Source organism: Calyptranema fuscum S582 (genome assembly GCF_055793305.1).
Window position 1 is genome coordinate 121631 of sequence record NZ_JBSLYH010000007.1, and the last position, 12771, is coordinate 134401.

General features: G+C 48.3%; 10 protein-coding genes. 4 read left to right on the forward strand and 6 right to left on the reverse strand.

The genetic code is table 11. From position 1 onward, the window contains the following. Window positions 1-30: 30 nt before the first annotated feature. From ACR6Z4_RS07115 to surE, 3 genes are all read right to left on the reverse strand, one after another. Window positions 31-972 carry a bifunctional riboflavin kinase/FAD synthetase gene (locus ACR6Z4_RS07115; RefSeq protein ID WP_479716544.1) on the reverse strand — a complete coding sequence of 314 codons (942 nt, stop codon included), beginning with the start codon at window positions 970-972 and terminating at the stop codon, window positions 31-33. Between the two features lie 385 nt (window positions 973-1357). Further along, window positions 1358-2254, reverse strand: a complete 897-nt coding sequence (locus ACR6Z4_RS07120; RefSeq protein ID WP_479716545.1) for an MBL fold metallo-hydrolase — start codon at window positions 2252-2254, stop codon at window positions 1358-1360. 297 nt (window positions 2255-2551) lie between these two features. After that, complete coding sequence (gene surE / locus ACR6Z4_RS07125; RefSeq protein ID WP_479716546.1) at window positions 2552-3397, reverse strand: 5'/3'-nucleotidase SurE; 846 nt, start codon at window positions 3395-3397, stop codon at window positions 2552-2554. Between the two features lie 555 nt (window positions 3398-3952). Here surE and pheS point away from each other — a divergent pair. Next, on the forward strand, window positions 3953-4951 hold the full coding sequence (pheS, locus tag ACR6Z4_RS07130; protein ID WP_479716547.1) for a phenylalanine--tRNA ligase subunit alpha: 999 nt from the start codon (window positions 3953-3955) through the stop codon (window positions 4949-4951). 62 nt (window positions 4952-5013) lie between these two features. Then, a complete protein-coding gene (locus ACR6Z4_RS07135) occupies window positions 5014-6102 on the forward strand; it encodes a phosphotransacetylase family protein (protein WP_479716548.1) in 1089 nt (362 codons plus the stop codon). A 47-nt stretch (window positions 6103-6149) separates the two neighbouring features. Here the strand turns inward: ACR6Z4_RS07135 and ACR6Z4_RS07140 are convergent, their stop codons facing one another. Continuing rightward, on the reverse strand, window positions 6150-6911 hold the full coding sequence (locus ACR6Z4_RS07140) for a PspA/IM30 family protein (protein ID WP_479716549.1): 762 nt from the start codon (window positions 6909-6911) through the stop codon (window positions 6150-6152). Window positions 6912-8268: 1357 nt separating this feature from the next. On the opposite strand from ACR6Z4_RS07140, the gene ACR6Z4_RS07145 reads away from it, so the two are divergent. Beyond that, complete coding sequence (locus ACR6Z4_RS07145) at window positions 8269-9036, forward strand: hypothetical protein (protein ID WP_479716550.1); 768 nt, start codon at window positions 8269-8271, stop codon at window positions 9034-9036. A 177-nt stretch (window positions 9037-9213) separates the two neighbouring features. Then, complete coding sequence (locus ACR6Z4_RS07150; protein ID WP_479716551.1) at window positions 9214-10683, forward strand: YcjF family protein; 1470 nt, start codon at window positions 9214-9216, stop codon at window positions 10681-10683. Between the two features lie 158 nt (window positions 10684-10841). Here ACR6Z4_RS07150 and moaA read toward each other — a convergent pair whose 3' ends face one another. Further along, window positions 10842-11828, reverse strand: coding sequence for a GTP 3',8-cyclase MoaA (moaA, locus tag ACR6Z4_RS07155; RefSeq protein ID WP_479716552.1), 987 nt, complete (start codon window positions 11826-11828; stop codon window positions 10842-10844). A 330-nt stretch (window positions 11829-12158) separates the two neighbouring features. Then, a complete protein-coding gene (locus tag ACR6Z4_RS07160) occupies window positions 12159-12695 on the reverse strand; it encodes a hypothetical protein (RefSeq protein ID WP_479716553.1) in 537 nt (178 codons plus the stop codon). Between the last annotated feature and the right edge of the window lie 76 nt (window positions 12696-12771).

Genomic DNA, 12771 nt, shown 5'->3' on the forward strand with positions numbered 1-12771 from the left:
CTTGCCAACCTGGGGTGCGGTTCTTGCGCATCAAAGCGAAGCTGCCGATGGTAAGGAAAACAGCGATCGCGCCATCTCCGCATCCCGATGAATTTGAGCTTTCAGTTCATCCAATGACGCAAACTTTTGTTCAGGGCGGAGAAATTTTTCCAGACTCACCGTCAACTGCTTGCCATATAAATCACCCGACCAACCCAACAGATGCACCTCAGTCGTCTGTTGCACTCCGTCTACCGTAGGACGGAATCCAATATTCATCACACCGGCACAGGTAACTCCCGGCTCCCAGGTAGCACAGGTCACTTGCACCGCATACACCCCCAAACGCGGCAAAAATTTTTCGGTGGGCACCTGCATATTGGCGGTCGGAAATCCTAATTTTTGTCCCAGTTGCTGACCTTTGACCACCTCACCCGTCAGCGTATAGGGTCGCCCCAACAGGCGATTGGCAACGGCAAGGTCACCCTGCTCTAATGCCTGCCGAATTGACGAACTACTAATGCGTTCACCTTCACAGATATAGAGCGGTGCAATATGAACCGGAATGCCAAAGCCAGCCGCGATCGCCCGTAAATCGTCCGTCGTCCCCGAGCGCTTACGACCAAAACAAAAATCTTGCCCGACACTAATCAAGCGAGCTTGCAACTGCTGCACCAAAATCGTTTCAACAAACGCTTGAGGAGTCAGGCTGGCTAAAAACTGATCAAACGGCAATAACACGAGCTGCTTGACACCAAGCGATTGCAGAAACGCTGCTTTTTCATCAATCGGGGTGAGCAATTGCCGCTGTTGCCCCGTAAAAAACTCTTGGGGATGAGGACAGAAGGTAACAACCGTTGCATTGAGGTCAAGCGGTGCGTCATGCAAAATTGGCTGGATCACCTGCTGGTGACCCAAATGAACGCCATCAAAATTTCCTAACGCGATCGCCGTAGGAGTTTGAATTGTGTCAAGCGAAGAGATAATCTGCACGCTTTACATTCTGACACAATATACACCGTGTCCCATGGAGAAAGTCAGGTTTTTCGTGAGGAAAACTCACGTACCAAAAACCTATAGCCTGTGCAGGTTGATTCAGTACGGTGTTGTGGGACGCTCCGCGTCCCACAACACCGTTGCTGTACTTAACGAACTGGCACAACCGCTATATACAAAAAGTTCCTGGAAGGATGGGTTGTTCACGCCTGAAGAGCACGAACACGAGCGCTTTAAATCAGCTCTAACAGAGATGAAACCTGACTCTGCCCGATCGCTAAGGATCGTGGATCAATAAAACTATGTTTTGAGAGAGCCACGGCTTCGCCGTGGCTCTCTCAAAACATTACAGGTTCATCAATTTGCAATTCTACGAGTAGAATCAAGCCGAGATCTTAGAAACAGGTTCGGCTACCGTTGGGGGTGACGAGGCCAGCAAGTCGATCTCTAAACCCTCGCACGCCACAACACTATTAGGAAACTCTTTAGCCGTATCTTCCTTAATCCGATCCATAAATTCGTCATTGTGCAGCGGATCGTGATGGAAAATCACTAGCTTTTTCACATTCGCCGCCTTAGCGACTTTCACCGCCTCTTGCCAGGTTGAATGCCCCCAACCGACCTTACTGGACTTGTCGGAGTTGTATTCGTCGTTGGTATACGTCGCGTCGTAAATCATGATGTCGGCATCACGCGACAACCACAACACATTTTCATCAAGGCGATCGGGAAAATGTTCGGTATCAGAAATATAAGCTGCCGAATGCCCCTGCCAATTAATCCGGTAGCCCACTGCCTCACCTGGATGATTGAGCAGTGCATTTTCGACGACGATATCGTCAATTTGAACGACTTCACCCACTTCCAGGTCAGAAAACGTCAGATTTGCGCCCATGATTTGCAACGGAACTGGGAAGTTGGGATGCAACATCTGATCATTAAGGCGTTGTTCAATCGTAGAACCGTTGGGAGCGATCGCCCCGTAGATATTGAACTTATTGCCTTTGATAAAGGCTGGCACAAAAAAGGGAAACCCCTGAATATGATCCCAGTGAGAATGGGTAAAAAACATATGGGCTTCTGCTGGCATTTCACTCAACAGGGTTTGCCCTAAGACTCTTAACCCTGTCCCACCATCAAAAATTAGACGATGCCCAGCAACCCGCATTTCGATACAAGATGTGTTACCGCCATACCGCACTGTCTCAGAGCCAGGGCAAGCAATGCTGCCCCTGACACCCCAGAAATGCACAGTAAATTGGTTTTGCTTAATAGGCATGGGTGTTTCCTATCGGCTTCCACTAAAGCTAAACAGCTAAGCCCGTTCCCAAGAGATGATCTAATCCTACGTCAACTTAAAAATATAGTAGGCATTTTTCCGGGGAAACAATGTTCTGTCGTAAATTGACTCAATCTCCCGAAAAGCACCCTCTCCATAGATTGCCCAAATTCATAGAAAACTACTCGATATTCTTAAAACATCCAGTTTATCTGTTTTAGTTTAGTCTGCTATGAAAGACCCAACTCAAGATCTTAGCTTTTCTACTGGATCTGATGGCTTAATCATATGCTGGAATTAACTAGACCAGTCTAGCTGCCAACGTTCAAGACTTGCTAACCCTGAAATACACGTTAAGTTGTACTGCAATGGCGTGATAGTAATGTAATTATGCCGAATCGCATACACATCCGTCATGGTGCGTTCAACTAATTCTAAATCTAACTTAGATCCATCCCCCTGGATCATCAAAGCAGAGAACGGTGGCTCAGATTCATCGATATCTTCTATCACTTCTCCGGCTAGCCAGTAATAGGTTTTGCCTCTAGGATCAACCCGTTTCTCAAACAGGTCAAGATACCGACGAATGCCCTGACGGGTAATGGCAACTCCAACAATCTCTTTTTCTGGCACAGCTGGAATATTGACATTCAGCAACGCCATATAAGACAGGGGATATTGAGTCATTTGATCGAGTAACTTCTTGGCGAAGTTAGCGGCTGGCTGAAAATCGTGACAAGCAAAACTAGCCAGACTAAACGCAATACTGGGGATGCCTTCTATAACTCCTTCCATGGCAGCCGAGACAGTTCCGGAATACAACACATCTGTTCCTAAATTAGATCCGTGATTAATGCCAGAAAGCACGACATCCGGTGGGCTATCTAATAAGGCTCCGAGGGCTAATTTAACGCAGTCCGACGGCGTGCCAGAACATGCCCAGGCTTTGACTGCGGGGTGAAAGATGGACTCAATCTTGTCAGCACGAATTGGGTCGTGCAAGGTCAAGCCATGACCCGTTGCAGACCGTTCTCGATCGGGACAGACCACCGTCACGTGATGACCGGCGTCTGCCAGCGTATTTGCCAGGGTACGAATACCTAACGCAAAAATACCGTCATCATTACTCAGCAAAAGATTCATAGGATCACAGTGAGAAGGATAGAAAAATAGGTTGGCTGGATGAAACAGGGATGAAACAGTAAGGGTCGTGGATGAAATCAGATCGACTGATTGAATCGTTGGCAGGAGCGAACGGTCATGCGCCCAAACCCATCATCGACGTTATCTAATGCCCATTCCTCAGCCGTGATTGAGGATGACAGATTCAATCAATCCTGGATGCTTATATAGCAATCGAATGGTTAATCAGGACGGGATGCGGGGGCAGAACTCCTGTGCGGGGCGATGCCCCCGCCCCCTGTCCTAACCAGCCCTTCGGCTGCCATAGTTGTCAGCGCCGCGTTGCGGCGCTGACAACCATCAATCTTTGGGCTTGATCAATTTCCCATCCTAACGACCAGGTTTAAGGCTTGATTGGGCAGCTAACGAGCGGCTAAAAACATAATCTGGATTGTGCCATCCCCTCAGACAATTCCAAGTAAACTGATAGGGGAATGCATTCCTAAAATTGCGATCCAACTAAAATTGCGATCCAACATTCTGCCGACGATTTAGTTTTACTGTTCCTTCAATACCATGAGTAAGCTTAGCGATCTTGAAAGCCAGTTGACCACATTGCAGCAAGAAGCAAAAGAGGCGATCGCTGCTGCTAACACCCTAGAACAACTTGAGCAGTTAAGAATCAAGTATTTAGGGAAGAAGGGCAGTCTTTCGCAAGTATTGGGTGGCATGGGCAAACTCGATGCCAGCGAACGGCCTCAGATTGGTGCGCTTGCCAACGACGTCAAAGAAATTTTGCAAACAGGTCTTGACCAAAAAAAGACAGCCCTTCAAGAAGCGGCGATCGAAGCTCAGCTGGCGGCTGAAACCTTAGATGTCACAATGCCGGGGGTTTATCGACCTCAGGGTCAGTCGCACCCGATCACCAGCATGATCGAGCGGATGATGGATATTTTTGTCGGTCTGGGGTACACCATTACCCAGGGTCCCGAAATGGAAACCGACTACTATAACTTTGAGGCACTCAATACTCCAGCCGACCACCCTGCCCGCGATATGCAGGATACATTCTATCTGCCCGATGGCAATTTGCTCCGTACCCATACATCGGCAATGCAAATCCGGTATATGGAAGAAAACGAGCCTCCCATCCGGGTGGTTGCCTCTGGACGATGCTATCGACGCGATACGGTGGATGCAACCCACGCGGCTGCCTTCCATCAGCTGGAGGTATTAGCAATTGATGAGGGATTGACCTTTACCGACCTGAAAGGCACGATTAAGGTTTTCTTGGAAGAGATGTTTGGAGATATCCCCATTCGCTTTCGCCCTAGCTTCTTCCCGTTTACAGAACCCTCTGCCGAAGTTGATGTTCAGTGGCGAGGTCGTTGGTTAGAGGTGATGGGGTGTGGCATGGTTGACCCGAATGTGTTGAAAGCAGTTGGGTATGACCCTGAAATTTATACAGGTTTTGCAGCAGGGCTTGGGGTAGAGCGGTTTGCGATGGTGTTACATCAGATTGATGATATCCGTCGGCTATATGCAGGAGACTTACGGTTCTTGAGACAGTTTTAGCGATCGCAGCGGCTATCTAAGAATGAGTCATTGGATAATTTGGTTCGAGTAGGAGTGAGGGCGTGCCGACAAAGTCCACGAATAAGTCCACGAAATTGTTAGTGATTGGTTCGACTGAAGCTTACAGCGGCAAATCAGCTGTGATTTTGGGTCTGGTACACTTGCTGCAAGAAAAAGGGTTAGAACTGGCGTACGGCAAACCCATCGGCACCTGTCTGAGTGAATCCCAGAGTGACTCGATTGACGAAGATGTGCGGTTTATTGCCCAAACCCTGGATCTAGAAGATGCCAAGCTGTTGCCAACGCTGGTGTCATTGGATGAAACCACCATTAACAAGCGAATTGCTGGAGAAGATCAGATTAACTATCATGAGCAACTTCAGCAATATCTCCACAAACAAGATGTCGATCTGACGTTAGTGGAAGGATCGGGCACGTTGGATGAGGGACGGCTGTTTGGCATGTCTCTGGTGCAAATGGCACAGTTGATTGACGCAGATGTGATTTTGGTGACCCGATTTCACTCAGGTTTAGTCGTCGATGCGTTGCTGACGGCACAAGAGCAATTGGGCGATCGCCTTTTGGGAGTTGTGATTAATGACATTCCCACAGAGTCAATTGAGTTAGTCAGTACGCACATCAAGACCTTTTTAGGAAAACAGGGTATTCAGGTATTGGGTCTATTGCCCAGCAATAATGTGTTGCGAAGTGTGAGTGTGCGTGAATTGGTGCATCAACTTAATGCAGAAGTGCTGTGCCGTTCTGACCGTTTGGATTTAATGGTGGAAAGCCTCAAAATTGGGGCAATGAACGTGAATTCAGCCTTAAAATTTTTCCGTAAAGCGCACAATATGGCGGTGGTGACAGGGGGCGATCGCACCGATATTCAACTGGCAGCCCTGGAAACCTCAACCCACTGCCTAATTTTGACCGGACAAATTCCGCCATCCCCCACCATTCTCAGTCGGGCAGAAGATTTAGAAATTCCTATTCTCTCGGTCGATTACGATACGCTGACGACTGTTGAAATTATTGATCGCACCTTTGGTCAGGTTCGCTTACATGAACCGATTAAAGTTCAATGCATGTGCAACTTGATGAAGCAACACTTTGATGTCGATCAGCTATTAACTCGGTTGGATTTAACCTGAATTGGGTGAATGGATGGCAGCCGTACGGCTGCCATCCATTCATTAAACTAACCATCTTCAAGCTGCGATCGCAGTTTTTCTAGATCGGCATCAGCGGTTGAATTAGCCGTTGCCGCAGAGGTGCTAGACGGTAAGCTAGCCGCAGAGCTACCCCCCAGCAATTGGGCTTTCATCGCTTCCAGTTCTGCATCCACATCACTATTACTTTCCAACGCTACAAATCGTTGTTCTAGCGTGTTGTTAGACAGTTCAGCGATCGCCTCTGACTCCGCTTCGAGCTGCAATACTTTTTCTTCCATGCGCTCAAACGCTGCCATAGCTCCACTATTTCCGACTCGCCCCATCATCTCTTGAATTTGCTGGGACGCCTTAGCAGAACGGGCACGGGCAATATACATATCCTTCTTGGTTTTTGCCTCTGCCAGCTTTTGCTCTAGCTTCACCATATTTTGTTTCATCTGAGACACAATGCCGCTTTGCTGAGCCAACTGTGTTTTTAAGGCATCTGCGGTCTCTTGATAAGATTTGCGGCGATTTAACGCCTCTCGCGCCAGATTTTCATCGCCCTTTTGCAACGCTAGCTGCGCCCGTTGATACCACTCTTGCGATGTAGCCTGCGCCTGGGAACATTGCCGCTCGGTACGCTTTTGGGTGGCGATCGCCTGCGCTACTGCCTGACGCAACTTAATCAAGTCGTCTTGCATATCCAGCACAGTTTGTTCCAGAATTTTTTCCGGATCTTCCGCTTGACTGATCAAACTCCCAAGGTTGGCGCGAATCACCCGTCCGATTCGGTCAAATAATCCCATTTCAGAACTCCGTGTGCCACAGCCAGGGTAAGCCACTCACTCACCCCAAAAGATTTCCTTCATCGTATCGCAACTTTCTCTCCCCTTTCGTTCGATCAGAACTTCGGCAAGACTCAGACCGGGGATTACATGCCAGATTTACCCTACCCTAGCACCCTGGTAAAACACGGAGATCTATCGAATGGGACATCAGATTGGCGAGAGCCCCTGAAGAGTTCCTCTACACATCCTTCTGGTTGTCTTTCAAAGGGGTCGTCATGGTTTGCACCGCCCCCTGCATCGCCGTTTCAAAGCACAGTAGTCCTAAAAAAGTAATGATTGTTTGTGGCGCGGGCGACGCCCGCGCCACAAACAATCATTACATGCATACCACAACCCAAAGCACTACCTATTCATCTAGAAAACCGTCTTTAGTAGCATCAGCAAAATTAGCACTGCCCTGAGATTTTCTAGAGGGATTGGGGGGTTACCCTCATGGATAATTGAACCACTTAATGGAATTAGGAAACTAACACAGGATAATGAATTTCACCGTCCTAAATGCGTCAAAATCAAATTAAATTTAAAACCTTTATTAGATCTATTCAACAATCACAACTCACTGATTTTTTGATCAAATTACCATTATTTCAATTTCAGTTTATAAGGCTTTGAGCACCCAAAAATTTGTTCCATATGAGAATTCAAAAAATAGTATCTCTGACTAAAACAGATGAGCTTAACTGAAAATTTTAGCTTATGTCCGTGATCCCACCGATCAAGACTTAAGTCCGAAATCATCTCTCTGCAAGCCTTAGAAGTCTATGTTTAGAGGACACAGGAGTATTGACTTCAGAGAAAGTAAACTTTGGTATCATCATCTTGCCTACTCCGTTGAGAGTGCTATTCTACTAATAGAAGCTACAAAGCTTCCCTGGCAGATTCAGCCAAGTACATGTCCTTTAGTAAACGAGGTAAAAACACTGCTTATTTTGAATCTGTCTCGCACGATCCTAACAGCACCCATGCGGAATACTGATATTTCCTCGACTAGCAAATAGAGAGCAATGTGAGTAGTTAGACTGGTTTTTTAATCAGTATTTAACTGAAAGCAACTCTGTATGGTAAGTGAAATGAGAGGAGATCCCCCAGTTAGTACGAAAGTTGGGTGCTGTTATCGTTTAAACCAATTTTTGAGATTGAGCGTCGCTCATTTTCGACCCGTTACACCCGTCGAGAGCATTACTAAATTAGGAAAGCCCCCGTCCTGAGGACGGGGGCTTTCCTAATTTATTGATTTCGGACAAAATAGTTCATTTGTTCTATAATCTATACTATCAAGAGAATCCTCTATAGTGGCGGAAGTGGAAGGCGTAGAATGGCAATTATCGCGCTAAAAGCCTGGTATCTCCCAGAATACGAGCCAATTCGAGATTTAGAGAAGCGTCCCCATGACCTCCGCCTCAGTAAAAATAGTCTGCTCAAATCAGCATTAAGAGCCGATTTTTTGGATGACAGCGATGTCGTCAAGTCATCCGACTGGTTTCAGCGCTATTTGTCTGGCGAAACGGTTGAGTTTTACATCGAAGGCAGCGGTGGCTATGCGATCGCCAATATCGACCTGATTAGCCACGAAATCTACTTCGCCAAACAAGATGTGATGGCGCATTTAGAACCCTCGATTTTCCTGTGCTATCAGACGGAATATTCTCAGTCGAGCGATCTGCTGCGAGAAGAAATCCAGGAGTTTTTAGAAAAATTCAATAAGCGATCGCGGCTTCCCCTGATCCTGGAAGAGTCTCATCGCCTCACGGAAGGACCGACCCGACTGAGTAGCGGTCTCATGCGCAAGATTCGCAAAAGCCTGCTGTTTATCGCGGATAGCACTCCCATTTTGCAGATTGACGGGACACCACCCCAGCTGATTCCCAGCCCCAGAGTCTGCGTTGAAGTGGGCTATGCCCTGGAATGTAAACGCTCTGAACAAATCCTGCTGGCACAAATGGAACGATCAGACCTGAATGGGCAATTTCCGTTCGATATTCCCAATCGCAACCGCCTGCAATTTCGCACTAAAACCGAACTGCGAAAAACATTGCCCCAAATTATAGAAACCCAACTCCAGCGGTTTAACCTGGCAAATTAAAGCCATACGACTGTTCAATCTGATTAAAATGGAAGCTAGGGATCACAGATGAATTAAGCGACCATTCTTTTTGAGAGAGCGACAGCTTCGCTGTCGCTCTCTCAAAAAGAGCCAGGTTTTAATTAAATTCACGACCCTGAGTCTTGGGGATCGAGGATAAGAGGCGAAGAGATTGTCATGGCATTCAGCGTGAAGCGACCGATTTTGATGGCTGGATTAGGGCTGACGGCTGGGGGCTGGCTGTTAGAAAGTTTGCACCTCAGAGGCGGCGATTGGAGTAGCACCCTGGCATGGGGCGCGATCGCCCTCAGTTCTGGAGTTTGGTGGTGGCAGCGATCGCGCCAACCGCTCGATCTGCAACCCGGTCAACCCATCCCAGCCGACCGGGCAAGCGTCACTCAATCTTTAACGGCGATCGAAACGCTCATCAGCCAACTCACTGCTGAAACTGAAGCCCAGCCAGCCTCAGCGGATGTTCTGCTGAAAATTCCCAGCTTGCAAAGTCGGTTAGCCGATTTAACACACGAACTCGATCGCAAACAGATTAGCCTCTCCGTTTTAGGTGGCAAGACCGTCGGTAAGACGACCCTATCGCGCTTACTTTTGGCATATCTGACCGGACAAACGCCAAATTCTGAAACGCTGACATCCTCGGACACGACCCAATCCTCAGACGCCGATACCACGCATTCCGATGTAGTGGTGTTCGTCACCACCGGCGATTTGATGGACTCGGAGTTCCAAAAAATTCAAGACTGTCTGAAGCAACAACAGCGCGTCTTGCTGGTCTTTAATAAGCAAGATCAATATTTACCGGCTGATCGCATGGTGATCTTGCAGCAGTTGCGCGATCGCACCCAAGCTTTTCTGGCGACCGACGATGTTGTGGCGATCGCTACTCAACCTGCACCTGTGATTGTGCGGCAATATCAAACAGATGGTTCGTTACAAGAGCGCATTGAGCACCCCAAACCCGATATCACAGCCCTGACTGATCGGGTAAGTGCCATTCTCAAAGCCGAAGGGCAACAGTTGATTTTGAATACCGTGCAACGGCAGGCACAGGCACTTAAAACAGACGTGTTGGCTCAGCTCAATCGCCTCAGACGCGATCGCGCCCTACCCGTGATCGAACAATCGCAATGGATTGCCGCTGCTGCTGCCTTTGCCAATCCTGTTGCCAGCCTCGATCTGATCGCCACAGCTGCCATTAATACCCAACTCATCATCGATCTGGGCACCCTCTATCAGCAGTCCTTCTCCTTAGATCAGGCGAAAAAGGTGGCAGGCACGTTAGCAGGTCAAATGGTGAAGTTGGGCTTAGTAGAAATGAGCAGTCAGGCGATCGCTCCGTTACTCAAGAGCCATGCTGCCACCTACGTTGCTGGCGGGTTATTGCAGGGCGTTAGTGCGGCTTACCTGACCCGGATTGCAGGGTTAAGCCTGGTGGAACATTTTGAAGACCGCAGTCAAATCCTTGACCCTACTGCCAGTTCAGATTTCTCGGTGGAACGACTCACCCAAAAACTCAAAGCCGTTTTCCAGGAAAATCAGCGCACTGCTTTCTTGCAAACGCTGGTAAAACAGAGTATCGGACGACTACTGCCCAATTCGACACCCGTCTTAGCCTCGACGTCTGAAGCGTAGGTATTGCTGATTTTGGAGATGAATTTGACCGTGAAACCCTCGGTTTCACGGTCAAATTCATCCCACGATAGTAAGTCATAGCGAATCGTAGAACAGCTCTTAGTTATTGGGAATCGCGGCGTTGCCGCGATTCCCACACTTCTTCCGTTTTGCAATGCTTAGCCCCCAATCTGAGACATGGTGCGGCTATAGGTGCCTTCTGTACCAGAGTCTCGCTGTTTGTAGTTGATTTCGGGTTTAAGTCCCAGCAAATATTGCACTTTGTCTCGAATGATCTCTAATGGCACGCCCGATCGGAGCGCTTGTTTTAGATCCAGTTGCCCAATTTCATTCAGCAGGCAGGGTCGTAGCCAGCCATCCGCCGAAAGACGCATCCGATTACAGCGATCGCAAAAGCATTCTGACATCTGGCTGATAAATCCCAACGTACCTTTGGCTCCGGGAATCTTAAACACATCCGCAGGACCATTTCCCTGCACCTGAGCATCAGTCAAGCCCCAGCGATCGCGGATTTGGTGTCGCAAGTCTGCCGATGCCACCCAGCCTGTGTCCTGAAACAATCCGGCATTCCCAATTGGCATAAATTCAATAAACCGTACATGCCAGGTACGGTCAATGCTCAATGCCGCCAGGTTAAGAATTTCATGATCATTAATGCCTGGAATGATCACTACATTCAACTTTAGCGGATCAAAGCCAACGGCATGGGCAACCTGGATGCCTTGCCACACTTGCTGCCACCGCGATCGCCCACGATTCCCAATAATCCGGTCAAAGGTTTCAGGTTCTAAAGAATCGAGGCTAATGTTAATTCGTCTCAACCCAGCATCGTACAGATCCTGCGCCATGCCCGCTAACAAAAACCCATTGGTCGTCATCGACAGATCTTGAGTTTCAGGCAATGAGGCGATTGCCTGCACCAATTCCACCAATCGCGGGCGCAACAACGGCTCTCCACCCGTTAACCGAAACCGAGTAAACCCTGAGGGAATAAACACCTCCCGCAACAGGGTTAACAACTCATCAAAGCTCAAGACATCTTGCTGCCGCACATAGTCCAGATCTGAGCCTTCTGGCATACAGTACTGGCACTGAAAATTGCAGCGGTCAACCAGGCTAATGCGAAGGTAATCGACTTGATTCACAAGATTGCAATTTTAATGATGACAGACTGTAAAGTGATTAGCTTTAGTCTATAGCAATCCGAATTGGCTTGTATGAGCAAACGCTGAGGAAGGACTGAGGATCGTAGAGTCAGACGCACTAGATCGGCTGGGTTGCTCCAGAGCAATACCCCTAAGGTTTTTGGGGAGCGCGACGGCTTTGCCGTCGCGCTCCCCAAAAACCTTAGGAATGGGAATTAAATAACTCCGATGATTTGTTGTACGGGCGAACGGCCGTTCGCCCCTCCAAACGATTCAATATTCGATCTGATTTAATCCACGATCCTTAGGGTTGATTTTCATCCACTATCTTTAACTGGCGTGTTGGTGAGCGTGCCAGCCGGGTTCGGTATAGAAGTGGCTCTGAATCGGGGTTGGCGATCGCAATGGACTGGACTTTTCAAATGGTTTGGGTTTGAGCAGGGTCGATTTGATCTGGGGTGCTGTCCGCGTTTGACCCCCTTTGACCAAAAACTGCCCAAATTCAGGTTGGCACTCTGTAACCCACTCTCCTAAAACGAGCGATCGCTGGTTTTGCCATTCTCGATCGAACTCAGCATATACCTCAGCCGTCACCCCTTTCAACAGCAGGCGTTTGCTCAACTGCGCTGCCAGTTTTATACCCTTCCTTAAGACGGTCATGCCGTTCACATCTAGCCCTGTAAGCCAGATCAAATCCACAATTACAGCCCCCTCAACCCGGTGCAGCGCATCGATGAGAACTTGCTCAAACATCAGCCATTGCGTCGGATCTAAATTCTCTTGAGGTTGCAGAACCAGATCACTTACAGAAGAGCAGGTAGAAGCAGCCACGGGGGCGATGTCTAAGGGCAAGAAGGTGGAACTCATAGGAACCTCTTCGGGGCAACGATAATCAGGAACTCGCAGATGGGGGCAACAACATCTGATTCTTCTAGAATCTAGG

Coding starts and splice junctions, on each gene's coding strand:
- ACR6Z4_RS07120 (WP_479716545.1), bottom strand. CDS start 2,254: ATGCCTATTAAGCAAAACCAATTTACTGTGCATTTCTGGGGTGTCAGG.
- surE (WP_479716546.1), bottom strand. CDS start 3,397: ATGAATCTTTTGCTGAGTAATGATGACGGTATTTTTGCGTTAGGTATT.
- pheS (WP_479716547.1), top strand. CDS start 3,953: ATGAGTAAGCTTAGCGATCTTGAAAGCCAGTTGACCACATTGCAGCAA.
- ACR6Z4_RS07140 (WP_479716549.1), bottom strand. CDS start 6,911: ATGGGATTATTTGACCGAATCGGACGGGTGATTCGCGCCAACCTTGGG.
- ACR6Z4_RS07145 (WP_479716550.1), top strand. CDS start 8,269: ATGGCAATTATCGCGCTAAAAGCCTGGTATCTCCCAGAATACGAGCCA.
- ACR6Z4_RS07150 (WP_479716551.1), top strand. CDS start 9,214: ATGGCATTCAGCGTGAAGCGACCGATTTTGATGGCTGGATTAGGGCTG.
- ACR6Z4_RS07160 (WP_479716553.1), bottom strand. CDS start 12,695: ATGAGTTCCACCTTCTTGCCCTTAGACATCGCCCCCGTGGCTGCTTCT.